Origin of the sequence: Streptomyces sp. NPDC014995, from assembly GCF_043080745.1 — a bacterium.
GTDB lineage: Bacteria > Actinomycetota > Actinomycetes > Streptomycetales > Streptomycetaceae > Streptomyces.
Map to the genome: position 1 here is coordinate 121902 of NZ_JBIBVX010000013.1, position 22959 is coordinate 144860.

Below are 22959 nucleotides of genomic sequence, written 5' to 3' on the forward strand. Positions count from 1 at the left end.
CATACCCGCCGGTCGGTCGACCTCCCTGCCCCCGCCTCGGGTCAGGCCCGCTGCCCGAACAGCTCCCGCAGCACGTCCTCCATGGTCACCAGCCCCGCCAGCCGCCCGTCGGCCCCGAGCACGGCCGCCAGGTGCGTACGGCTGCCGCGCATGGCCGTGAGGACGTCGTCCAGGGGCGTCGTCTCCCGCACGCGCGCGATGGGCCGCAGGTCCCGCAGCCGGAACGGCACGTCCCGCGGGGAGGCGTCCAGCGCGTCCTTCACATGCAGGTAGCCCACGATCCGGCGTCCCTCGTCGACCACGGGGAACCGGGAGAACCCGGACTCGCCCGCGAGCCGCTCCAACTCGTCGGGCGTGACGCCCACGCGCGCGTAGACGACACGTTCCAGCGGCAGGACGACGTCCCGCACCGGGCGGCGGCCCAGCTCCAACGCGTCGTGCAGCCGCTCCTGGGCACGGTCGTCGAGGAGGCCCGCCTCACCGGCGTCCTTGACGATCTGCGCCAGCTCCGAGTCCGAGAAGGTGGCCGTGACCTCGTTCTTGGTCGGGATCCGCAGCAGCCTCAGCAGACCGTTCGCGAAGGCGTTGATCGCGAAGATCACCGGGCGCAGCGCCCGGGAGAGCGCCACCAGCGGCGGTCCGAGCAGCAGGGCGCTGCGCACCGGCTCCGCGAGCGCGATGTTCTTCGGCACCATCTCGCCCAGCAGCATGTGCAGATACGTCGCCAGGGTCAGCGCGATCACGAACGACACCGCGTGGCCCGCGCCCTCGGGCACGCCGATCGTGTGGAACGCCGGCTCCAGCAGGTGCGCGATCGCCGGTTCCGCGACCACACCGAGGATCAGGGTGCACAGCGTGATGCCGAGCTGCGCGGCCGCCATCAGCGCCGACACGTGCTCCAGACCCCACAGCACACTCCTGGCCCGCCGGTCGCCCCGCTCGGCGTACGGCTCGATCTGGGAGCGGCGTACCGAGATCAGCGCGAACTCCGCGCCGACGAAGAAGGCGTTGACGACCAGGGTCGCGAAGCCGATCAGCAACTGGACGGCGGTCACGTGCCGACCTCCTGTTCCAACGGGGCCGGCGGGGCGTGCAGCAGCACGCGCGCGGCCCTGCGGCCGGACGCGTCGACCACGCGCATGCGCCAGCCGGCGACCTCGATGGTGTCACCGACGGCAGGGATGCGGCCCAGCTCGGTGGCGATCAGGCCGGCGAGCGTCTCGTACGGGCCGTCGGGCGAGTGCAGGCCCACGCGTGCGAGCTGGTCGGTACGGGCGGCGCCGTCGGCCGAGTACAGGACGCGGCCGTCGTCGTCCGTGCCCGCGGGGGCGAGGTCGGGTGTCTCGTGCGGGTCGTGCTCGTCGCGGACCTCGCCGACGACCTCCTCGACGATGTCCTCGAGGGTCGCCACGCCCGCCGTGCCGCCGTACTCGTCGATGACCACGGCCATCGTCCGCTTCCCGGACAGCCGGTCCAGGAGGCGGTCCACGGTCAGGGACTCGGGCACCAGCAGCGGTTCGCGCATGATCTCGGCGACGGACACGCGCGTGCGGCGGTGTGCGGGGACCGCCAGGACGTCCTTGATGTGGGCGGTGCCGACCACCGTGTCCAGGTTGCCCCGGTAGACGGGGAAGCGGGACAGGCCGGTCGCCCGGGTCGCGTTCGCCACGTCCTCGCAGGTCGCCTGGGCTTCCAGGGCGACGACCTGGACGCGCGGGGTCATCACGTTCTCCGCGGTCAGGTCGGCCAGGTTCAGCGTGCGCACGAACAGCTCGGCGGTGTCCGCCTCGAGGGCGCCCTGCTTGGCGGAGTGCCGGGCCAGCGCCGCCAGTTCCTGGGGGCTGCGGGCGGAGGCCAGCTCCTCGGCGGGCTCCAGGCCGAGCCGGCGCACGACACGGTTCGCGGTGTTGTTCAGGTGGGTGATGAAGGGGCGGAAGGCGGCGCTGAACCAGCGCTGCGCGTTGCCCACCCGCTTCGCCACGGCCAGGGGGGCGGAGATCGCCCAGTTCTTCGGCACCAGCTCGCCGACCACCATCAGGAACACGGTCGACAGGGCCGTGCCGAGCACCAGCGCGACCGAACTCGCCGCGGTGCGCGACAGGCCGATCGACTCCAGCGGACCGGAGATCAGCTTGGCGATCGAGGGCTCGGCGAGCATGCCCACCACCAGGTTGGTGACGGTGATGCCGAGCTGGGCGCCGGAGAGCTGGAAGGTGAGGTTGCGGACGGCCTTGAGGGCGCCGGCCGCGCCGGTCTCGCCGCGCTCCGCGGCCCGCTCCAGTTCACCGCGCTCCACGGTCGTCAGCGAGAACTCGGCCGCGACGAAGGCGCCGCACGCGAGTGACAGCAGGATCGCCACCAGCAGCAGGAGGACTTCCGTCATCGTGTCACCTCCGTCCCATGGTCGGACAGGGCAGGGAGGATCGCGCGATGTCGCGTACTGGGAGGCTCGCCCATGGGCGGACTCTCACACCTTTCATGGACCGGTAGGAGGACCGTACTGTCGGTACGGTCCTCCTAGGGTAAAGGGTCAGCAAAGCGGGTGGTGCGGTCGGCGGGGCTCAGCCGGTGAACGGCTTCACCCAGCGCCGCCGACGCTCGTTCGGCGAGTACCCCGCCGCGCGCCACACATGGTGCGCCGTCTCGTTGTGTGTCAGCACCATCGCGTCCCCCCGCCGCCCGCCCAGCCGGACGAACCTCTCCTCCGCGGCGGCCGGCAGCGCCGAACCGATCCCCTGGCGGCGGCGCTGCTCCGGACGCACGGCGAGCCGGTACGGATGGCAGCGCCACCCGTCGAATCGTGGCCGCTCACAAACATCGCCTACAGCGGTTTGACCCAGCGTCGCCAGTGGTCCTCGCGATGGTAGCCAGTGGCGGCCCATGCGTGGTGGGCCTGTTCGTTGGCTTCCAGGACCATGGCGTCGACGCGTCGTCCGCCGAGGGCGGCGAAGCGTTGTTCGGCTGCTTCCAGCAGGGCGGTGGCGATGCCTTGGCGGCGGTGGTCGGGGTGTACGGCCAGTCGGTAGGCGGAGCATCGCCATCCGTCGAAGCCGGCTATGACGGTTCCGGTGAGGAGGCCGTCGCGCTCTGCGAGGAGCAGGGCTTCGGGGTCTCGTGTGATGAGTCGGGCCACTCCGTCGTGGTCGTCGCTGATGCTCGTTCCTTCCGCGGCGTCGCGCCAGAACTGCAGCACGGCATCGATGTCGGAGAGGGTGGCGCAGCGGATGTGGAGATCGCTCATGGGGGGAGCCAAGCAGAGCGCCGGTCCGTCTGGCGAGCGGTTTCCGTGGCATGCGTCGTGCGACTACTCGGGCGGCGCCGACCGCCCGGGTGGCCGAGGTCGAGCTGTTTCGCTGCGTGCGGGGGCACGGGCAGCGGGAGCGGTCGGACCAGGCGAGACCTGCACCAGGCGATGACCAGGATCCAGCCGCCGGCCGACGTCATCCTCGGCGGCACGCTGATCCCGATCGACCGCGCGCACGATCGGAAGCCGTACTGCCCGGGAAAACACCGACGGCACGGGATGAACGCGCAGGTGATCGCGGATGCGGCCGGACGCCTCGTCCGGCGTCGGCGGCACTTCCCGGTCCGGCACACGACCTGACTGCTGGGCGGACCCACGGCATCGTCGCCGCGTTGCCCGACGCCGACGCGACCCGAGTGATGAGTTCTCGCGCCCGCACCCGTCACACCTACGACGGGACACGACGAGGCGGAAGGATGACGTGATGAGTGCGGACACGCGGCTGGAGGAGCCGGGCGGGAGCGGTCCGGGCGCGAGCAGGCTGGCCGAGGTCGACGAGCCGGCGTTCTCGGGACTGGCGGAGCGGCACCGGCGGGAGCTGCACGTGCACTGCTACCGGATGCTCGGGTCGTTCGAGGACGCCGAGGACACCGTGCAGGAGACGTTCCTGCGTGCCTGGCGGCGGCGGGAGACCTTCGAGGGGCGGTCGACGTTCCGGGCCTGGCTGTACCGGATCGCCACCAACGCCTGCCTGGACCTGCTCGCCAAGTGCCGCCCGGAGCCCGCGACCGGCGGCGAGGTGCCGTGGCTTCAGCCCTACCCGGACCGGCTGCTCGACGAGCTGCCCGCGGGCGAAGCGGACGAGCCGGAGACCGTCGCCGTCGCGCGGGAGACGATCGAGCTGGCGTACCTGGTCGCGGTCCAGCACCTCGCGCCGCGCCCGCGGGCCGTGCTGATCCTGCGGGACGTGCTCGGCTGGCCGGCGAAGGACGTCGCGGAGGCTCTCGGGGACTCCGTCAACTCCGTGAACAGCGCGCTGCAGCGGGCCCGCGCCGGCATGCGGGAGCACCTGCCCGCCGAGCGGCAGGACTGGACCGGCGGCGAACAGGACGCCGGGACGCGCGAGCTGGTGCGCCGCTTCACCGACGCCAGCGTGGCCACGGACATCCCCAGGATCGCCGCACTGCTGCGGGACGACGTCCGCTGCTCGATGCCGCCCACGCCGGGCCTGTACGTCGGCCGCGACGCGGTGGTGAACGACTGGGCCGAGAGCGGCTTCGAAGGCATGCGGGGCCTGCGCGCCGTCCCCACCTCCGTGAACCGGCAGCCCGCCGTCGCCTTCTACCAATGGCGGAAGCGGGAGGGCGCGTACCTGCCGCTGACGATCGACGTCCTGCGCGTCACCGGCGGGGCGATCACCGAGATCATCACCTTCCACCACGACCGGTTCCCGCGGCTCGGGCTGCCGGAGCACCTGCCGGCGGACGGCTCGGAGTAGTCCCGGTGTGGACGCTCGCGCTGCTCGGTGGCGCGCGTGTCGCGGTGGTCGCGGCGCAGTGGTGCGACGCGTTCGCCGTCGTCACCCGCGGGCGGGTGCAGCTGGAGCCGCACGACGGCGGGCTGGGGCCGGTCCTCGGACGCGACGCCGGGTTCTGGCTCCGCGGCACCGGCGTCCGCGCCCTGTGGAACCCCGGCCGTCGCACGGCGGGGGTGCGCATCGTCCCGCCCGGGGCCAGGACCGTCACATGACCGTCAACACCCCGTACGCCCGTAACCGAATGGTGGAGGAACGACATGAACGGCATGCATGACCCCGGGGTCGTCGCAGGCCCGGCATCGGGCCGGACCAGTCACACCCACCGACTCCGCGGGCTCGTCGGCACCGGCTTCATCGCCACCCTCGCGGCGATGACGGCCACCACCCTCGCCGCGGCGCTCGCCCAGGCCGTGGGCGTCGACTTCGAGGTCCCCGATGGTGGCGAGACGATCCCGTTGTCCGGGTTCGCCGTGGTGACCGGCTTCTTCTCGGTCGTGGGCATCGTCATTGCCGTCGCTCTTCTTCGGTGGAGCGCCCGCCCCGCCGGGCGATTCGTGTGGACGACAGTGTCGCTGACCGCGATCTCGTTGGTCCCGCCCCTCCTCTCCGGGGCGAACACCGCCACCACCACCGCCCTCCTCGGGCTGCACCTCGTCCCCGCTGCGGTGATGATCCCCACCCTGGCGCGGAGCCTGCGCACCCGGACCGATTGACGATCCCGCAGCGGGACAACGCGCGGCGCAAGGGCGTGCGCGAGCGCACTGCCGTGGCCCCCGGTGCTGCCACCCTCCATTCCGGGTTCGAGCCGGTTGATCGCCGCTGTGATCACGTCGGTCCAAGGCCGGCTGCGGTCGAGGCGGAGACAGCGGCGGCGGGCTGCACCGCGTCGCCGGGCCTGAGCCAGAGGGCGCGCAGACCTCCCCCGGAACCGTTGTTCAGCCGGCGATGTCGGCCCCGTATCCGCGGGCGAGGGCGCCGAGGCCGCGGCCGTAGCCCTGACCGACGGCGCGCAGCCGCCGGACCGGCCCCCTGCGGTAGATCTCCGCGAGCGACATGGTGCGTTCGGTGGTGGCGGCGTCCAGGGCGGCCCGGGCGAGAGGTGCCCCGCTGAGCAGCGCGTCGTAGCCGAGTCCCTCGTCCCTGCGGCACTCGGCGTGCCACTCCTCGGCGGGCGCCGGGTCGATCCGACCGGCTCCGAAGCGGAACGGGCGTGACATGGAACTCTCCTCACCGCACAGCGGTCCGAGCTGAGCCGCGGTTGCGTCATTCGTGCGCGATGGCCGCCAGCACGTTCATGCGGGAGGCGCGCAGCGCCGGCAGGAGGGCCGCCACGACGCCGATCACCGCGGAGCCGACGACGACGGCGACGATCGTGCCCCACGGGATCGCCAGCGCCTTCATGCCCTGCAGGGCCAGCACCTGCTGGGTGCACACGCCCCACACCAGGCCCAGCGCGAGCCCCAGGACGGCGCCGAACACCGCGATCACCACCGACTCCAGCCGGATCATCCGGCGCAGCTGCCGCCGTGCCAGCCCGATCGCCCGCAGCAGCCCGATCTCCCGGGTCCGCTCCACCACGGACAGGGCCAGGGTGTTGACCACGCCGAGCACCGCGATGACGATCGCCAGCCCCAGCAGCGCGTACACCAGGTACAGCAGCACGGCGATCTGGTCGTGGACCAGCTCCTTGTAGTCGGCCTGGTCGCGCACCTGCACCTGCGGATACGGCTCGAGCGCCCGCTCCAGCCGGGGCCGCAGCTCGTCGGCGTCCGTGCCGCGGTCGGCGTTGACGTACAGCACCGAGTCCTGGCCGCCGGGCACGTACTCCTCGACGGCCGCGATGCCGAGGAACAGGCCGCCCCGCATGCCGAAGCCCTCGGCGGCGTCCTGGTCGGTGAGCGCGCCGACTCTCAGCGAGACGGTCCGGTCGCCGGGGAACTCGACGGGGAGCACGCTGCCGACGCGCACGCCGTGGTCCTCGGCGAAGTCCACGTCCATGCCGATCGCGCCGTCGGCCAGCGCGGCCGCCGCGTCGCCCCGCGCGTACGTCACCTGCGCGACCTCGTCGATCCGCTCGTCGTACCCGGCGGCCGTCGTCTCGACCCGCTCACCGTCCGGCAGCCGTACGGCGACCGGCGCGAACCGCTGCCGTACGACGACCCCCACGCCGCCGGTGGCGTGGACCCGGTCGGTGACCTCCTGGGAGAAGGGGGTGAAGTTGGTGTTCTGGATGACGAAGTCGGCACCGAGGGTCTCGTCGATCTGCCGGTCGAAGGACTCGGACATCGAGGCGCTCGCCACCGACATGCCGCCCACCAGGGCGAGACCCACCATGAGCGCGGCGGCGGTGGCGCCGGTGCGGCGCGGGTTGCGCAGGGCGTTGCGCTGGCTCATCCGGCCGATCGAGCCGAACAGCGCGGGGAAGGCCGCGCCGAGCACCCGGATCACCGGACGCACCAGCAACGGCCCCGCGATGACGGTGGCGACGAGCGTGAGGACGACGCCCAGGCCCAGCAGGGAGGCCGCGGACGCCGTCCGCGACGCCGTCACGCAGCCGGCGAGCGCGGCGGCTCCGAGGGCGCCGACGACCGCCCCGACCACCGCGCGCACCTTCAGCGGCCGTCCCACCCCGGCGATGTCCGCGTCCGCCAGGGCCGCCATGGGCGACACGGTCGCCGCGCGCCGGGCCGGAAGGTAGGCGGCCACGAAGGTGACGCCGACGCCGACCACGTACGCCGACACCGGGGTAGCCCAGCCGACGACCATCTCCGTGGTCTTCAGGTTCATGCCGAACGCGCTCATCAGCCGGATCAGTCCGGCCGCCAGGCCGATGCCGGCGGCGAGGCCCAGCGTCGAGCCGACCAGGCCCAGCAGCACCGCCTCGGTGAGCACCGAGCGCCGTACCTGGCGGCGGTCCGCGCCGAGGGCGCGCAGCAGCCCCAGCTCCCGGGTGCGCTGGGCGATCAGCATCGAGAAGGTGTTGACGATCAGGAACACGCCCACCAGCACGGCGATCCCGGCGAAGCCGAGCATCACGTACTTGATGACGTCGAGGAAACCGCCCAGATTCTCCGCCGCCGACTTCGCCTGCTCGTCGGCCGTCCTCACCTCGTAGGGGCCGGAGCCGATCGCGGCGGCGACGCGGCGCTCGAGTTCCGCGTCGGTGACCCCCTCCGCCGCGTCGACGGAGATGCTCGTGGCCCGCTCCGCCGAGCCCAGCAGCCGCGTCGCGGCGACCCCGGGGTCGAGGAAGACCAGCGCCGCGCCCGGGTTGGTGGTCTTGAAGGTGGCGATGCCGACGATCCTGACCTTGAACGAACCCGGCTGGGCCAGCACCGTCAGCGAGTCGCCGATCTCCACGTCCTTCTTGCCGGCGGTGTCGGCGTCGAGCAGGGCCTCACCGGCACCGCTCGGGGCGTGGCCGGAGGTCAGCTCCACGGGGCTGCGGTCGGTGACGTACCAGTCGGCGGCGATGGTGGGCGCGCCGGTGGTCGGCCCGACGGACTCGTTCTCGGCGTCGACGACCGTGATGTTCTCGACGCCGACGTCGGCGTGGGCCGAGGCCACCCCGTCGACGCGGGCCACCCGGTCGGCGAGGGCGGCCGGTACGGTCCGGACCGCGCCGGTGGGCACCGAGGCGTTCAGATCGTCCTCCGGTTCGACCGTCACGTCGGCCGACGTGGACGCGAAGAGGCGGTCGAAGGTGCGTGTCACCGTGTCGGAGAAGATCAGGCTGCCCGCGACGAACGCCACCGACAGCACCACCGCCAGGGCCGACAGCAGCAGCCGGCCCTTGTGCGCGAGGAAGCTCCGCAGTGTCGCCTTCAGCACGGCTCAGCCCTCGTCCGCGGCGCCGCCGGCCTGGGCGCGGATCACGTCGAAACGCTTCATGCGTTCCAGTACCGCCTCCGCCGTCGGCCGCTCCATCTCGTCCACGATCCGCCCGTCCGCGAGGAAGAGCACCAGGTCGGAGTGGGCGGCGGCGCCCGGGTCGTGGGTGACCATGACGACGGTCTGGCCCAGGCTGTCCACGGCCTCCCGCAGGAAGGCGAGGACCTCCAGGCCTGCTCGCGAGTCCAGGTTGCCGGTCGGCTCGTCGGCGAAGATCAGCTCCGGGCGGGAGGCGAGCGCCCGGGCGCAGGCCACACGCTGCTGCTGGCCACCGGAGAGCTGCGACGGCCGGTGCTTGAGACGGTCCCGCAGCCCGAGCGTGTCGATCACCTGGTCCAGCCACTTCGGGTCGGGCCGCCGGCCCGCGATGTCCATCGGCAGGGTGATGTTCTCGGCCGCGTTCAGCGTCGGGATGAGGTTGAACGACTGGAACATGAACCCGATCCGGTCGCGGCGCAGCCGGGTCAGCTCCCGGTCCTTCAGCCCCGTGATCTCGGTGTCGCCGAGCCACACCTGTCCGGCCGAGACGGTGTCGAGCCCCGCCAGGCAGTGCATCAGCGTGGACTTCCCGGAGCCCGAGGGCCCCATGACCGCGGTGAAGCGTCGCCGCAGGATGTCCACGTCCACCGAGTCCAGGGCGAGCACGGAGGTCTCACCCGAGCCGTACGCCTTGGTCAGCCCACGGGCGCGGGCCGCCACGTCGTCGGCCGGGGCCAGGCCCGGGGCGTGCTGCGCAGCAGGTGTGGACAAGGTGTCTCCCTCGCTCGCGTGGGCGTGCCGGACGTACCTGTCCGGCCGAGGGTAGTGTGACCGGGCGCACACCCGGTATCCCTTTTCGACACGAGGCCGCCCTTGCCGCTGCTAGCGGCCCGGCGCTAGCGTCGAGGTATGGCGAAGACCCAGCTGAACGTACGCGTCGACGAGGGCACGGCCCGCGCCGCCCGCGAGCGCGCCACCGCGCGCGGCATGAGCGTCAACCGCTACATCGAAGAGCTGGTCAGACAGGACACCGGGGAGGCGGGCCACACCTTCGTGGAGGCCGCCGCCGACTTCATGAAGCAGTACGAGACCGTCTTCGCCGAGGAGTTCGGCACGGCCCGCGAGGGCGGCACCCGCGAAGGTCGCCGCTGAGCCCTTGAACAACCTCAGCATCGACCTCGCCTGGCTCCTGATGCTCGCCGAACAGAAGACACCGGGAGACCCCCAGGTCACCGACTGGGGAGCCCTGGTGGCCGCCGTGGCGCGCCATCAAGCCGAGATCTTCGACGTCCCCGTCTACGACAGCCCGCACGCCCGGGCCGCCTCGCTGCTCCAGCTCCTCCTGCACGTTCCCGCGCTGGAACGCTCGAACGCCCTCTTCGCCTGCTCCGTCGCCTACGCCTACCTCGTGGCCAGCGGGGCGAAGGTCGTCACCTCACCGGAGCAGGTCCGCGACCTGGCCCGCCTCGTCAAGAGCGGCGAGGCGTCGGTCCACGACATCGCGGAGGAACTGCGCCAGTGGAGCCGGTGAGGCCGGTGGGCCGGACCAGCGCGGCGGAGTGAGGCTCAGGGCTCGTCGTCGGCCGGCTGCCAGGCCGTCCCCAGCACCCAGTAGGACACCGGCAGCCTCGGTCCCCTCTCCGGCAGCACCAGCCGCCGGTAGGGACCGAGTTCGAACCCGGCGTCGCGCAGCGCCCCGACCGGGTCGCGGGAGAGGTGGCAGCCCCCGGCGAGGTGCGGCCACACCGTCCGGTCCAGCGCCCGCTGGGTGAAGGCCATCGCCGGCCCGCCGCCCACGCCGTGCTCCAGGAACCGCAGTTCGCCCCCGGGCCGCAGCACCCGCCGCAGCTCGGCGAGGGCCCGCGGCACGTCCCGCACACTGCACAGCACCAGCGAGCACACCGCCGCGTCGAAGGCCTCGCTCTTGACCGGCAGCGCCTCCGCCGCACCCGGGACGACGTCGACGGGCACCTCGGCACGCAGCGCCGCATCCCGCGCCAGCCCGCGCATCACCCGCTCCGGCTCGATGGCGACCACCTCCGAGACCGTCCCCGGGTAGTGCGCGAAGTTCAGGCCGTTGCCCGCGCCGATCTCGACGACCCGGCCGGAGAGCCCGGCCAGCAGCCGGCCGCGCAGCCCGGCCATCCCCGCACGGGTCTCCGCGGCCACACTGAGCCGGGCGTAGCAACGGGCGAACAACGGATGGTGCACGCAATCACCGCGCACCTTGCCGGAACCGGTCGGACTGATCCGACGGACACGACGCAGCGGCATGGCGACCTCCCGGGCAGGACGGGCCTACCGGGATTCTCCCCCGCGCGGGCCCGTCGCACCCCCGGTCGTCACCGGACGAAGTCGCGCACCTGCTCGTAGATCCCGCGGTCGTTGTTCATGTCGGTGTGCGAGACACAGCCGACACCGACGTTCGTGGCCCCGCTCAGCAGCGCCGAGGAGTCCGGGTTGATCGCCTCGTCGCAGTTCGACCAGTAACTCGCGTACGCGACGCCGCCCGGCGTCTCGTCACCGGAGTTGAGCGCGGTGAGGAACGCGCTGCCCGGCCGCATCTCGGTGCACGAGGCGTACAGCCACCCGCACAACGAGGCGACCGACGTGCCGTGGTTGGTGCCGGCGACCGAGACGAAGTCGTCCACGTACGCCGTCCCGCCGAGGTTCTTGAGGTAGTAACGGGAGCTGAGCGCGCCCATGGAGTGCACGACGAGGTCCACCTTGCCGGCGCCGGTGCGCGCGAGCACGTTCTGGATCTCGGTGGCCAGCTGCCGGGCGGTGGTGACGTTCGACTGGGACCAGCTGTACGACCACGCGTCCAGCTCGGTGGCGGTGTAGCCGTCGGCCCGGAAGTTCGCGACCCAGTCGGTCCAGCTGCTCGACGAACTGCTGAGGCCGTGGACGAAGACGACCGGGTCGTGGGTCGCCGCGTGGGCCGGGGGAGCGGAGAGGGAGAGTGCCAGAAGGAGCGGTGCGACCACGGCCGGGAGGGCCGCGGCGATGCGACGCTTGTGGCGCTGCATGATGCCTCCTGAAACGGGTGGGGTCCCAGGAGTGTCCGGTGGGGTCTACGCGCGCCGCATCGGTGAAATCGCCGGTCTTTACGGTTCAAGTAACCCATCGGTAACGTCACTTGTGTGGTGACTCCGGTGAACCCCCCACCCCTTGGCCGCACTTCGCCACCGCCGCCGCCGAACCCATGGCCGCGCCCCGCCCCCGCGCTCCCCGAACCCGTCCGGATACGGGTGCTGCGCCTGGTGTACGGCGATCCGCGCGCGGCGGCCGAACTCGCGGCACGGCTGACCGAACGCCAGGCGGCCGGACTCGACCCACTGCCCGCCGAACCCGCCCACCTGGCCCCCGCGTTGCTCGCCGCCCGCCGCCGCGCCGTACGGGCACTGCCGGACGACACGCGGCTGCTGCTCCTGCTCGCCGCCGCCGACCAGTACCCGGTCGCCACCCACGCCTTCCTGCGGGCCGTCGCCGCCGCCCGCCTCGACACCCGCCCCCTGGAGGCCGCCGAGGCCGCCGGCCTGGCCCACGCCACCGCCGGCGGCGTCGGCTTCGTCGACCCCTGGACCCGGATCGCCGCCTACGAGAGCGCCGGCCCGGCCGACCGGCGCGACGTCCACCGGCTGCTCGCCCGCGTCATGCACGACACGGGCGAGGCACCCCGGCGGTCCTGGCACCGGGGAGCGGGTGCCCTCGGCCCCAGCGGCCGGCTCGCGGCGGAGCTGACGGCGGCCGCCGCACAGGCCCGGGACGCCGGGGACCCGGCCCTTGCCGCCGCCCTCGCCGAACGCGCCGCGGCCCTCACCCCGGACCCCCGCGCACAGTCCCGGCTCCTCGCCCAGGCCACCACCGACGCCTGGAACTCCGGCGACGGAAACCGCGCCCGCCTCCTCGCCGCCCGCACCCCCACCGAGGCCCCCGACGGCGTCCTCGCCCTGCGGGCGGGGCACGCGGGGGAGGCGTTCGACGCGCTGCTGGAGGGGGCCGTACGGGCGGCGGCCGCGCGGAGCGGACCCGCCGGAACGACCGAGGAGAACGCCCGCCACCTCCTCGCCCGGGCCGCCGAGGCCGCCGTCTACACGGGCGACCTGCGCCGCTGCCGCGAGGCCGTCCGCGTCGCCGGCCGGCTCGGCATCGCGCCGCCGGGCGTGCTCGGCGGGCTCGCGGCGGCCGTCGACGGGCGGTACGAGGACGCGCGGGACCTGCTGGAGGCGACCGCCGGCCGGTGCGGGCCGGGCGGCGACCCCACCCTCCTCGTCCACGCGGCCGTCGCCGCCCTGATGCTCGGCGACCACACCCGTGCCGCCACCGCCACCGTCCGGGCGGCCACCGCCGCCCGCACCCGGGGCGTCACCCCCGTCGTGTCCCAGGCCATGGAGTTCCGCGCCTACGCCGACTTCTGGACCGGCCGCACCCGGGCGGCCGAGGCCGCCGCCCTGGACGCCCTGCGCCAGGCGTACGCCACCGGGCAGGACAACGGCGCCTGCCATCTGCAGGCCGCCCTCGCGATGTTCGCGGCGCTCACCGGCGACGCCGCCCTGTGCCGCGAGCGGGCCGCCGCCGCCCGCTCCCACGCCCTCGCCCACGGGCTGGGCCTGCCCGCCGCACTCGCGCAGTGGGCGCTCGCCCTCCTCGACCTCGGTCACGGCCGCCACGACGCCGCCGCGGCCCGGCTGCGCGCCCTCGCCGGCTTCGGCCCCGGCCACGGCCACCGGGCCATCCGCCACCTGGCCACCCCGCACTACGTCGAGGCCGCCGTCCGCACGGACGACACCCGGGTCGCGCGCGCCGCCCACGCCGACTACGACCGCTGGGCCCGCGCCGTCGGCAGCCCCGACGACCTGGCCCTCAGCGCCCGCTGCCGGGCCCTGCTCACCCCGGGCGCCGACGCCGTCGACCACTACCGCACCGCGCTCGACCTGCACGCCCAGGGCACCCGCGCCTTCGAACGCGCCCACACGGAACTGCTGTTCGGTGGCGCCCTGCGCCGACTGCGCCACCGCACCGAGGCCCGCGAGCGACTGCACGGCGCGCTGGAGGCGTTCGAGGCCTTCGGCGCCCCGCACCATGCCGACCGCGCCCGTGCGGAACTGCGCGCCCTCGGCGCCCCCGCCGCCTCGCCGCGCGCCCCCGAGAGCCCGACGGCCCACCTGACCGCCCAGCAACTGCGCGTCGCCCGCATGGCGGCCGAGGGCGCCACCAACCGCGAGATCGCCGCCCGCCTCGCCCTCAGCCCGCGCACCATCGACCACCACCTGCGAGGCGTCTTCAGCCGCCTGGGCATCCGCTCCCGCATCGAACTGGTGCGGCTGCTCGGGGAGGGGGACGGCGGTTAGGCCGGCACCGCCCTCGCGCGAAACGCCCCCGCCTCCCACGTCCCGTCCAGCCGCGGCGCCAGCCAACCCGGCGCCTGGGCACGGAAGTCGGCCGGAGCGAGCGACCCGGCGCCGTCGGGCAGCGCCCCCAGCAGCGGGGCGCCGGCGACGTCCGGCAGGTCGGTGACGTTGCACCGCATCGCCAGATCGGGGGAGCCGGGCCAGCTGCCGATCACCACCCCGAGCAACTCCACGCCGCGTGAGCGCAGTTCACGGGCGGTCAGTTCGGTGGTGTTCAGCGTGCCCAGGCCCGCCGAGGCGACCACCAGCACCGGCGCCCGCAGCAGCTCCGCCGCGTCGGCCAGCGTCCCGCCCGCCTCGTCGAAGCGGACGAGCAGCCCGCCCGCGCCCTCGACGAGGACCAGGTCGTGCTCGGCGGCCAGCTTGACGGCGGCCTCGGCGACCTCACGCGGGCGCACCGGTTCCCGACCGGCCCGCCGGGCCGCGGTGGCCGGGGCCAACGGGTCGGGATAGCGGGCGATTTCGGCCGTCGTGACCGCACCCGCAAGCCGCGCGACCTCGTCGGCGTCCCCGCGCTCGTCCGGCCGTACGCCGGTCTGGGCGGCCTTCAGCACGGCCACCGAGCGGCCGGCCCCGAGCGCCGACGCGGCGAGCGCCGCGGTCGTGACGGTCTTGCCGACCTCCGTTCCCGTCCCCGTGATCACCAGGATCGGCATGCTCATCCCTCCCGCGCCGCCGCGCACACCGCGCGCGCGATCCGTGCCACGTCCGCGTCGCCGGTGACGTACGGCGGCATCGTGTAGACGAGGTCGCGGAACGGCCGCAGCCACACGCCCTCCCGCACGGCGGCGTCCGTGGCGGCCTTCATGTCCACCGCGTGGTCCAGCTGGACGACCCCGATGGCGCCGAGCACCCGCACGTCCCGAACGCCCGGCACCTCACGGGCGGGAGCCAGCCCCTCCCGCAGTCCCGCCTCGATCCGTTTGACCTCCGTGAGCCAGTCCTGCCCGAGCAGGAGCTCGATCGAGGCGCAGGCGACGGCCGCCGCCAGCGGGTTGCCCATGAAGGTCGGCCCGTGCGCGAGGACCGGGACCTCGCCCCGCGAGATTCCGTCGGCCACCCGCGACGTGCACAGGGTCGCCGCCATCGTCAGGTAGCCGCCGGTCAGCGCCTTGCCGACGCACATCACGTCCGGCGTCACCGCCGCGTGCCCGGCCGCGAACAGCGCGCCCGTGCGGCCGAACCCGGTCGCGATCTCGTCGAACACCAGCAGCACGTCGTGCGCGTCGCACGCCTCGCGCAGCACCCGCAGATACGCCGGCGAGTGGAACCGCATCCCGCCCGCGCCCTGCACCACCGGCTCGACGATCACCGCCGCCAGCTCGTCGGCGTGCTGTTCGATCGCGGCGCGCAGCCGCTCCGCGTACGCCTCCTCGTAGTCGGCGGGGGGCGGGTCCACGAAGACCTGGCGGGGCAGGACCCCGGTCCACAGGTCGTGCATCCCGCCCTCGGGGTCGCACACCGACATCGGCTGCCAGGTGTCGCCGTGGTAGCCGCCGCGCCAGGTCAGCAGCCGCCGCTTGCCGGGACGGCCCAGCGAGCGCCAGTACTGGAGGCACATCTTGACCGCGACCTCGACCGACACCGAGCCCGAGTCGGCGAGGAACACGTGCTCCAGACCGTCGGGCGACATGTCGACGAGGAGCTTCGCCAGCCGTACGGCGGGCTCGTGGGTGAGCCCGCCGAACATGACGTGGCTCATCCGTCCGAGCTGCTCGCGCGCGGCCTCGTTCAGCACCGGGTGGTTGTAGCCGTGGATCGCCGACCACCAGGACGACATGCCGTCGACCAGCTCACCCGAACCGTCCGCCGGCCGCAGCCGCACCCCGCTCGCCGACTCCACGACGAGCGGCTCGACCCGGCCGGGCATCGGACCGTACGGGTGCCACACGTGCCGCCGGTCGAGGTCCAGCAGTTCGGACACGCCCAGCTCAGGCATTGGGCGCGAGATCCGTCCCGGCACCCCGGCGGCGTACGGCGACCAGGTCCGTACGCGGCTCGCCGGTGGGCGCGACCGCGGCGGAACCACAGACACCGCCCCCCTCGTGCGACCCGCATCCCGCGCTCTCGTGGGACCCGCATCCCGCGCTCTCGTGGGACCCGCATCCCGCGCCGGCGGCGGTCCGGTGCTCCGGCAGCGTCACCCGGTCCGCGCCCTCCACCTCGAAACCGGCGTCCGCGATCATCTCCAGGTCGGCCTTGCCCGCCTGGCCCTCGCTGGTGAGGTAGTCACCGAGGAAGATCGAGTTGGCCAGGTGCAGCGCGAGCGGCTGCATCGTGCGCAGATGGACCTCACGTCCGCCCGCGATGCGCACCTCCACGTCCGGGCACACGAACCGCGCCATCGCCAGGATCCGCAGGCACCGCTGCGGAGTGAGGTTCCACTCCTTGGCCAGCGGGGTGCCCTCGAACGGGATCAGGAAGTTGACCGGAACCGAGTCGGGGTCCAGCGCGCGCAGCGCGAAGACCACGTCGACCAGATCCTCGTCGCTCTCGCCCATGCCCGCGATCAGACCCGAGCAGGCGGACAACCCCGCCGCGTGCGCCTTCTGGACCGTGTCCACCCGGTCGGCGTACGTGTGCGTGGTCGTGATGTCCGCGTACGTCCCCTCGGACGTGTTCAGGTTGTGGTTGTAGGCGTCGGCGCCCGCCTCGCGCAGCCGCTCCGCCTGGCCGTCGGAGAGCAGACCGAGGCAGGCGCACACCTCGACACCCTCGTTCTGCTCCTTGATCGTCTTGATGGTCTCGGAGACCCGGTCCACGTCCCGGTCGGTCGGGCCGCGCCCGCTCGCCACCAGGCACACCCGCTTCGCGCCGCCGGCCAGCCCCGCGGCCGCCGCCTGGGAGGCCTCGTCGGGCTTGAGCCAGGTGTACTTGAGGATCCCGGCCGTGGAGCCCAGCCGCTGGGAGCAGTAGGAGCAGTCCTCGGGGCACAGCCCCGACTTGAGGTTGACGAGGTAGTTGAGCTTCACCCGTCGCCCGAACCAGTGGCGGCGCACCTTCCCGGCCGCGGCCACCACATCGAGCAGGTCGTCGTCGGACGTCGCGAGGACGGCCAGCGCTTCCTCGCGGGTCGGCAGCTCGCGCCGAAGCCCCTTGTCCACCAGCGTGTTCAGCAGGTCCATGAGAGCCGATCCTGTCCTACGGACCCGCTCCGGGCCAAGGTAGGGATCGCACAACACACCCGGTTCGACGTGTGGGTATTGCCACACCATGGGTGGCCGGTCGTCCCGCTAGTGTCTGTCCGCTACCTACAAAAGCCCCGGAGGACCCATGGCGTTCGGCTGGATCGACGAGCAGGCGGAGCTGCGCCGCCGCGCCGGACTCGTACGGACCCTGCGGCCCCGCCCGGCCGACTCGCCGCTCCTCGACCTCGCGAGCAACGACTACCTGGGCCTGGCCCGCCACCCCGAGGTCATCGAGGGCGCGGCGCGGGCCGCCCGGACCTGGGGCGGGGGTGCGACCGGTTCCCGGCTCGTCACCGGCACCACCGCGCTGCACACCGAACTGGAGCGGGAACTCGCCGACTTCTGCGGGTTCGAGGCGGCCCTGGTCTTCTCCTCCGGCTACGCCGCCAACCTCGCCGCGGTCACCGCCCTGGCCCCGCACGGCTCCCTGATCGTCTCCGACGCGGGCAACCACGCCTCGCTCATCGACGGCTGCCGGCTGGCCCGCGGTACCACCCAGGTCGTCGCGCACGCCGACCCGGACGCGGTGGGCAAGGCGCTCGGCACGCACGACGGCCCGGCGGTGGCGGTCTCCGACACGGTCTTCTCGGTCGACGGCGACGCGGCGCCGCTGGCCGCCCTCGCCGGGGCGTGCCGGGAGCACGGCGCCGGGCTGGTCGTGGACGACGCCCACGGGCTCGGCGTCCTCGGCGACGGCGGGCGCGGCGCCCCGCACGCGGCGGGGCTGGCCGGCGCCGACGACGTCGTCGTCACGGTGACGCTGTCCAAGTCGCTCGGCGGCCAGGGCGGAGCCGTGCTCGGTCCCGCGCGCGTGATCGACCATCTGGTCAACGCGGCCCGGACGTTCATCTTCGACACGGGCCTCGCCCCGGCGGCGGCGGGCGCGGCCCTGGCGGCCCTGAGGCTGCTGCGCCGTGAGCCGCAGCGTGCGGCACGCGCGCGTGCGGTGGCGGGCGACCTGCACGCGCGGCTGACGGCCGCGGGTCTGGAAGCGGTACGTCCGGACGCCGCGGTCGTCTCCGTGCGTGCGCCGTCCCCGGAACAGGCCGTGCGCTGGGCGGCGGACTGCCGGGCGGCAGGCCTGGCCGTGGGCTGCTTCCGTCCTCCTTCCGTACCCGACGGCATCTCACGCCTGAGGCTGACCGCCCGCGCGGACCTCTCCGAGGCTCAGATCGAACGCGCTGTACTGGTGATCGACGGGGCACGACCATGAGTCGGCGTGACACGGCCGTGCACCCGGGCGACGGGTAGTCGCCTGGAAAGGGTGGAAAGCGTGGAAAAGGTGGACAGGTCGGGAAGGGCGGGGGTCAGCGGAGCGCGGCCGTGAAGCCCGTCCAGCTCTCGGGGGAGAAGAGCAGGGCGGGTCCGGCCGGGTTCTTGGAGTCCCGTACGGCGAGCAGACCGGCCCACGGTCCGGTGGCCGGGCGGGCCGTCTCGACGCAGTTGTTGGCTCCCGTGCTGTAGCTGCTGCGCAGCCACCGCAGACCCTGCGGATGATGGGGATCGTGCAGGTCGGTGCTGGAAGGTACGTTCCGAGGCAGTGCGGTCATGGTGCCTCCTTACGCGCGCCGTCAGCTGTCGCGGCGATGTAATCCACTGTGTCTTCGTGTGAAAGGGCATGCGCCCGAAGGGCGTTGAAGGCCTCGGTGTAGGCCTGGAGGTCTTCTTTCCGTTCGAGATAGAGGCTACTCGTCAAGTGGTCGAGAACAACCACATCCAGATCAGAAGTGCTCGAAAATGAGAAGATAACGAAAGGCCCGGTGACGCCTATGTGTGCCCCGGCCGTGAACGGCAGGACCTGGAGCCTCACTTGGGGCAGCCGTGCTGCCTCCACCAGCCGTTCCAGCTGCCTCGCCATGACCTCGGGACCACCCACCTCCCGCCGCAGCACCGCCTCGTCCAGCACCGCGTTCAGTTCCAGCGGCGGCTCGGCGCGCAGCACGTCCTGCCGGGCCAGCCGCACCTCCACCAGCGTGTCCAGCTGCTCCTCGTCGACGCCCTCGACGGCGGCCCGGGTCACCGCCCGCGCGTACTCGGGCGTCTGGAGCAGCCCCGGTACCACGGTCGTCTCCAGCGTGCGCATCGCACTCGCCTGCGACTCCAGGCTGATGAAGTCCCGGTAGGCGGGCGGCAGTACGCCGCGATAGGCGTGCACCCAGTGATCCCGCCCGCCGCTGTCGGCCGATCCCGCCAACGCCAGCATCAGTTCGCGCAGTTGGGGATCGGTCACGCCGTAGGCGTCGAGGAGTAACCGCACATCGGCCGGTTTCGTACTGCTGGTGCCCGTCTCGATCCGGCTCACTTTCGACTGGTGCCAGCCCACGAGCCGGGCCGCCTCACCACTGGTGAGCCCGAAGCGGGCGCGCAAGGCCCGCAGTTCGGCGCCCAGTTTTCGGCGGCGCACCGCGGGACCGTGCTGCATCGGAGTCTCCCTACTCCTTCCGAGCCGTCCAAATACGCTCTGCCGTGGCAGAGTTCACCGCATCGGGCGACAGATATATGCATATCTTGGTGGATCGCCACCCGTGACGGGCGCGGTGATGGCAGTCTGGCGACGAAGCACCAGTCCGGGACCGTACTCGAACCATCCGCACCATGTCGGACTCCGGTCCCGTGGGAAAGGGACGAGGTCGCCATGGCAGACCATCTGGAAGCATCCGTCACTCTGCCGAGCGATCCCGCCTCGGTGTCCACGGCCCGCACGTTCGTGCTGACCACGCTGGGGGAGTGGGGCCTGCCCGCCGAGACGGAGGTCGCCGACACCATCCGCCTCATCGTCTCCGAACTGGCCACCAACGCCGTACAGCACACCCTGGGGCAGTCACCCACCTTCACGGTGGACCTGGTGCTCGAACGTGACGAACGCCTGCGCCTCGGCGTCACCGACAGCCACCCGCGCTTTCCCAAACGCCTGCCGGCCGCCGTCCAGCAGGACAACGGCCGGGGCATGGTGATCATCCGCTGGCTGACCGCGGAGTGCGGCGGCAAACTCCGGGTCCGCCCCACCCGCGAGGGCGGCAAGACCGTCTTCATCGAACTGCCGTGGACGGTCCCGGTGGCACCGGTGGAACCGGTGGCCACGGCGGGCCAGCAGGAGCCGTGAACCGTGGGGGCGGGGCGACACCGTCGACCCCACTCGGCCGGCAGCCGTGCCCCGGGTCACGCGAGCCGCTTGGCGCAGGGCCGGGTCGCTCCCCTGGGTACGGAGGCGGACCAGTCCGCGGCGCAGCAGCGTGGGCGGGACCGCCTCATACGGCTTGATCGCCCTCGTACGACCTCGATCAGCCGTGTGCGGTCCGACCGACTGCCGTACTGCTTCCACCGGCTGCCCCACGGCCTTCACCGGTCGCCTCACGGCCTCCACCGGCCGCCTACGCTTCCACCGGCCGCCCACGGGCCTCCACCGGCCCGCTCATGGTCTTGACCGACCGCCTACGGCCTTCGGACCGCCTACGGCCTTCGGACCGCCTACGGCCTTCGGACCGCCTACGGCCTTCAGACCGCCTACGGCCTTCAGACCGCCTACGGCCTTCAAGGCGGAAGGCGACCGTCGGAGAGCTCCTGACGGCCCCTGGGGGCCGTCATCCCTCGGAACCTCGCCGTCGCGGACCCGTGGGGCCCGGGGAGCGAGCCCCGGGGCGGTGGCGGCGCGTCAGGGGGCCGCCACCGCCCCGGAAGATCACTTGACCCGGCCGTACCAGACGCTCTTGGTCCAGAGCTTCTGCAGCCGCACCACGTCCCCGGTCTTCGGCGAGTGCCAGATCTTGCCCTTACCGGCGTAGATCCCCACGTGGTACACGTTCGACCCCGAGTGGAAGAACACGAGGTCACCGGCCTTGCGGTTGCCCGCCGAGATGTGCTTGGTCTTGTTGTACTGCTGGGCCGCCGTACGGGGGAGCTTCTTGCCCGCCTTCTTGTACGAGTACAGCGTGAGCCCGGAGCAGTCGAACCTGTTCGGCCCCGCGGCACCGTACTTGTAGGGGGAGCCCTTCTTGGAGGCCGCGACCTGGAGCGCCTTCGTCGCGGGGGTGGCGGCCGCGGCGTCGGAGGCGACACCCGGGACCACGATCGAGCCGCCCACGGCGGCGATGGCGAAGGCCGAGGCCGTACCGGCACGGGCCATGAGCGACGGGACACGATTGAGCGCAGTCATGCGCAACCCTTCGTCAGCCGCCTGTGAAGGATGACCTGTCGGATTCGGGCTGACAAAGTTGCCCGGCCGCTGCTGCGGCTTCACCCCAAGGGCTGCTCGGCCCGGCCATGGCGTGACCGTTCCGGCGACCCGTCTTGCCTGGGTCCTCCACTCCTGCCGATGCACTTCTGTCGACCGGTCATCCGGGCGGCGGCAGGACTCGGCGTCCGCCCGGACCGCCCCGCCGCTTGTGGCGGGGGCTTGTCGTCAGTCAGGGATCTTGGCGCACCCATGTCCGAAAATCCCAACGCAACCGGGGATTTGTGGGGTTACTCACCACTCACCCGTTCGGGTGGACACCCTGATGGCCGGTCAGGTGTCAAGACGACGAAATGCCCCCGGACCAGCACAGGAACCTCTCCTTCCGGCCCGGCGGTCCCTCCTTTGCGCAACCGCTGTGGTCTGGAAAAAGCAGCCGCGGCTACTCCGAACAGGGGTACGTCTTCTGGGCCGTTTCGACTCCGGTCCGGACGTCACGCTCTCGGCGAACACGGTCCCGACGGGACACCCGTGCGTCAACTGTCGGGGAGTGGAGGCACCGTGACGCGCGCCGTGCGGCGCTCCCCGTCCAGGACGCGCAGCGCCCGCGCGAGCGTCGGCGCGTGCAGCTCGCTCTCGCCCCGCTGGTGCATCAGCGCCAGCGCGTCACGCAGCGCGGTCGCCCTGCCGACCAGCGCCTGGGCGGCCCGCAGTCCGCGGTAGGTGTCGCCGTGGTGGGCGGGGTTGATCCGGCCGACCAGGTCGACCACCTCCAGATAACGGTCGATCAGCTCGGCCTCGGCGCGGGTCAGCGCGGGCAGCGGCGGCAGCTCGGGAGGCAGCATCGGCAGGTCACCTCGCGCCCGACGCGTCGCCGGCGCCCCTGCGGCTCGGGACGATCCGGTCCGCCAGCCCGTACTCCACGGTCTCTCGCGCGTCGAGGACGCGGTCCCGCTCGATGTCCGCGCTCACCTGCTCCGGAGTGCGCCCGGTGTGCCGTACGAGCATCTCCTCCAGGCGGGCGCGGGTGCGGGTCAACTCCTCGGCCTGGATCACCAGGTCGCTGGCCTGGCCCTCGATCGGCTCGGGGAGGGCCGGCTGGCGGATGACGACGCGCGCGCCCGGCAGCACCGACCGCTTGCCCGGCGTGCCCGCGGCCAGCAGGACGGCGGCGGACGCGCCGGCCTGGCCCAGGCAGAGGGTCTCCACGTCGCACGTGATGTACCGGAGCGTGTCGTAGACGGCCGTCATCGCGCTGAACGAGCCGCCGGGGGAGTTGATGTACAGCGAGATGTCCCGGTCCGGGTCCTTGTGCTCCAGGTACATGAACTGGGCCATCACATCGTTCGCCGACGTGTCGTCGATCGGTGTCCCGAGGAGGACGATCCGCTCCTCCAGGAGCTTGGAGTACGGATCCAGCGTCCGGTGCCCGGAACTCGTGCGTTCGGTGAACTCGGGCAGGACATATCGGGCGGACGGTCGGGTCATGGGAACCCCCTCCTTCTGCGTCTGTAAAAAATGTACAGGATGTACGT

24 protein-coding genes, 2 pseudogenes and 1 riboswitch are annotated in these 22959 nt (G+C 72.9%); of the genes and pseudogenes, 9 read left to right on the plus strand and 17 right to left on the minus strand.

Annotation, left to right across the window (positions count from 1 at the left end; translation table 11 throughout):
- Positions 1-41: 41 nt before the first annotated feature.
- From ACF1A1_RS25655 to ACF1A1_RS25670, 4 genes are all read right to left on the minus strand, one after another.
- On the minus strand, positions 42-1055 hold the full coding sequence (locus tag ACF1A1_RS25655) for a hemolysin family protein (RefSeq protein WP_392003068.1): 1014 nt from the start codon (positions 1053-1055) through the stop codon (positions 42-44).
- Positions 1052-2383: a hemolysin family protein gene (locus ACF1A1_RS25660; protein WP_392003069.1), complete on the minus strand. Its 1332-nt coding sequence runs from the start codon at positions 2381-2383 to the stop codon at positions 1052-1054. The genes ACF1A1_RS25655 and ACF1A1_RS25660 overlap by 4 nt, the downstream gene beginning before the upstream one ends.
- 178 nt (positions 2384-2561) lie before the next feature.
- Positions 2562-2882 carry a GNAT family N-acetyltransferase gene (locus ACF1A1_RS25665; RefSeq protein WP_392003071.1) on the minus strand — a complete coding sequence of 107 codons (321 nt, stop codon included), beginning with the start codon at positions 2880-2882 and terminating at the stop codon, positions 2562-2564.
- Positions 2822-3241 (minus strand): GNAT family N-acetyltransferase, encoded by a 420-nt coding sequence (locus ACF1A1_RS25670; RefSeq protein ID WP_392003072.1) that lies wholly within the window; start codon positions 3239-3241, stop codon positions 2822-2824. The genes ACF1A1_RS25665 and ACF1A1_RS25670 overlap by 61 nt, the downstream gene beginning before the upstream one ends.
- Positions 3242-3397: 156 nt before the next feature.
- On the opposite strand from ACF1A1_RS25670, the pseudogene ACF1A1_RS25675 reads away from it, so the two are divergent.
- From ACF1A1_RS25675 to ACF1A1_RS25690, 4 genes and pseudogenes are all read left to right on the plus strand, one after another.
- Positions 3398-3648, plus strand: a pseudogene (locus ACF1A1_RS25675) (transposase family protein); the annotation flags it as partial.
- Positions 3649-3728: 80 nt separating this feature from the next.
- The gene (locus tag ACF1A1_RS25680; protein ID WP_392003073.1) at positions 3729-4742 is read left to right on the plus strand and encodes an RNA polymerase subunit sigma-70; all 1014 of its coding nucleotides are present in this window, start codon (positions 3729-3731) and stop codon (positions 4740-4742) included.
- Positions 4743-4747: 5 nt separating this feature from the next.
- A complete protein-coding gene (locus tag ACF1A1_RS25685; protein ID WP_392003075.1) occupies positions 4748-4993 on the plus strand; it encodes a hypothetical protein in 246 nt (81 codons plus the stop codon).
- 45 nt (positions 4994-5038) lie between these two features.
- Positions 5039-5494, plus strand: coding sequence for a DUF6069 family protein (locus ACF1A1_RS25690; RefSeq protein WP_392003077.1), 456 nt, complete (start codon positions 5039-5041; stop codon positions 5492-5494).
- A 222-nt stretch (positions 5495-5716) separates the two neighbouring features.
- On the opposite strand, the pseudogene ACF1A1_RS25695 reads toward ACF1A1_RS25690, so the two are convergent.
- The 3 genes and pseudogenes from ACF1A1_RS25695 to ACF1A1_RS25705 all read right to left on the minus strand — a co-directional run.
- A pseudogene (locus ACF1A1_RS25695) lies at positions 5717-5890 on the minus strand (TerD family protein); the annotation flags it as partial.
- A 154-nt stretch (positions 5891-6044) separates the two neighbouring features.
- Positions 6045-8612: an ABC transporter permease gene (locus tag ACF1A1_RS25700; RefSeq protein WP_392003078.1), complete on the minus strand. Its 2568-nt coding sequence runs from the start codon at positions 8610-8612 to the stop codon at positions 6045-6047.
- A gap of 3 nt (positions 8613-8615) precedes the next feature.
- Positions 8616-9422 carry an ABC transporter ATP-binding protein gene (locus ACF1A1_RS25705; RefSeq protein WP_392003079.1) on the minus strand — a complete coding sequence of 269 codons (807 nt, stop codon included), beginning with the start codon at positions 9420-9422 and terminating at the stop codon, positions 8616-8618.
- A 138-nt stretch (positions 9423-9560) separates the two neighbouring features.
- Between ACF1A1_RS25705 and ACF1A1_RS25710 the strand changes: the two genes are divergently transcribed.
- Both ACF1A1_RS25710 and ACF1A1_RS25715 read left to right on the plus strand, forming a co-directional pair.
- A complete protein-coding gene (locus ACF1A1_RS25710; RefSeq protein WP_392003080.1) occupies positions 9561-9803 on the plus strand; it encodes a toxin-antitoxin system HicB family antitoxin in 243 nt (80 codons plus the stop codon).
- A gap of 4 nt (positions 9804-9807) precedes the next feature.
- The gene (locus ACF1A1_RS25715) at positions 9808-10182 is read left to right on the plus strand and encodes a fic family toxin-antitoxin system, toxin component (protein ID WP_392003081.1); all 375 of its coding nucleotides are present in this window, start codon (positions 9808-9810) and stop codon (positions 10180-10182) included.
- Between the two features lie 35 nt (positions 10183-10217).
- On the opposite strand, the gene ACF1A1_RS25720 is transcribed toward ACF1A1_RS25715, so the two are convergent.
- Both ACF1A1_RS25720 and ACF1A1_RS25725 read right to left on the minus strand, forming a co-directional pair.
- Complete coding sequence (locus ACF1A1_RS25720; RefSeq protein ID WP_392003083.1) at positions 10218-10925, minus strand: class I SAM-dependent methyltransferase; 708 nt, start codon at positions 10923-10925, stop codon at positions 10218-10220.
- Positions 10926-10993: 68 nt separating this feature from the next.
- Complete coding sequence (locus ACF1A1_RS25725; RefSeq protein ID WP_392003084.1) at positions 10994-11680, minus strand: esterase/lipase family protein; 687 nt, start codon at positions 11678-11680, stop codon at positions 10994-10996.
- A 114-nt stretch (positions 11681-11794) separates the two neighbouring features.
- Here ACF1A1_RS25725 and ACF1A1_RS25730 point away from each other — a divergent pair, with 114 nt between their 5' ends.
- Positions 11795-14005: a LuxR C-terminal-related transcriptional regulator gene (locus ACF1A1_RS25730; protein ID WP_392003086.1), complete on the plus strand. Its 2211-nt coding sequence runs from the start codon at positions 11795-11797 to the stop codon at positions 14003-14005.
- On the opposite strand, the gene bioD is transcribed toward ACF1A1_RS25730, so the two are convergent.
- The 3 genes from bioD to bioB are packed head-to-tail and all read right to left on the minus strand — an operon-like array spanning position 14002 to position 17190.
- Entirely contained in the window at positions 14002-14721 is a 720-nt protein-coding gene (bioD, locus tag ACF1A1_RS25735; RefSeq protein ID WP_392003354.1) for a dethiobiotin synthase, read from the minus strand. The genes ACF1A1_RS25730 and bioD overlap by 4 nt on opposite strands.
- Positions 14722-14723: 2 nt before the next feature.
- A complete protein-coding gene (locus ACF1A1_RS25740; RefSeq protein WP_392003087.1) occupies positions 14724-16004 on the minus strand; it encodes an adenosylmethionine--8-amino-7-oxononanoate transaminase in 1281 nt (426 codons plus the stop codon).
- Positions 15997-17190: a biotin synthase BioB gene (gene bioB / locus ACF1A1_RS25745; RefSeq protein ID WP_392003088.1), complete on the minus strand. Its 1194-nt coding sequence runs from the start codon at positions 17188-17190 to the stop codon at positions 15997-15999. The genes ACF1A1_RS25740 and bioB overlap by 8 nt, the downstream gene beginning before the upstream one ends.
- A 148-nt stretch (positions 17191-17338) precedes the next feature.
- Between bioB and ACF1A1_RS25750 the strand changes: the two genes are divergently transcribed.
- The gene (locus ACF1A1_RS25750) at positions 17339-18466 is read left to right on the plus strand and encodes an 8-amino-7-oxononanoate synthase (RefSeq protein ID WP_392003090.1); all 1128 of its coding nucleotides are present in this window, start codon (positions 17339-17341) and stop codon (positions 18464-18466) included.
- 94 nt (positions 18467-18560) lie between these two features.
- On the opposite strand, the gene ACF1A1_RS25755 is transcribed toward ACF1A1_RS25750, so the two are convergent.
- On the minus strand, positions 18561-18803 hold the full coding sequence (locus ACF1A1_RS25755; protein WP_392003092.1) for a DUF397 domain-containing protein: 243 nt from the start codon (positions 18801-18803) through the stop codon (positions 18561-18563).
- Positions 18800-19675 (minus strand): helix-turn-helix domain-containing protein, encoded by an 876-nt coding sequence (locus tag ACF1A1_RS25760; RefSeq protein ID WP_392003093.1) that lies wholly within the window; start codon positions 19673-19675, stop codon positions 18800-18802. Before ACF1A1_RS25760 ends, ACF1A1_RS25755 begins: the two co-directional genes overlap by 4 nt.
- Positions 19676-19888: 213 nt before the next feature.
- Between ACF1A1_RS25760 and ACF1A1_RS25765 the strand changes: the two genes are divergently transcribed.
- Positions 19889-20356, plus strand: a complete 468-nt coding sequence (locus ACF1A1_RS25765; RefSeq protein WP_392003095.1) for an ATP-binding protein — start codon at positions 19889-19891, stop codon at positions 20354-20356.
- A 576-nt stretch (positions 20357-20932) separates the two neighbouring features.
- Here ACF1A1_RS25765 and ACF1A1_RS25770 read toward each other — a convergent pair.
- From ACF1A1_RS25770 to ACF1A1_RS25780, 3 genes are all read right to left on the minus strand, one after another.
- A complete protein-coding gene (locus tag ACF1A1_RS25770) occupies positions 20933-21406 on the minus strand; it encodes a C40 family peptidase (protein ID WP_392003097.1) in 474 nt (157 codons plus the stop codon).
- A gap of 3 nt (positions 21407-21409) precedes the next feature.
- Positions 21410-21589, minus strand: a riboswitch (cyclic di-AMP (ydaO/yuaA leader).
- A 371-nt stretch (positions 21590-21960) separates the two neighbouring features.
- The gene (locus ACF1A1_RS25775) at positions 21961-22269 is read right to left on the minus strand and encodes a hypothetical protein (RefSeq protein WP_392003099.1); all 309 of its coding nucleotides are present in this window, start codon (positions 22267-22269) and stop codon (positions 21961-21963) included.
- 7 nt (positions 22270-22276) lie between these two features.
- Positions 22277-22912, minus strand: a complete 636-nt coding sequence (locus tag ACF1A1_RS25780; RefSeq protein WP_392003100.1) for an ATP-dependent Clp protease proteolytic subunit — start codon at positions 22910-22912, stop codon at positions 22277-22279.
- Between the last annotated feature and the right edge of the window lie 47 nt (positions 22913-22959).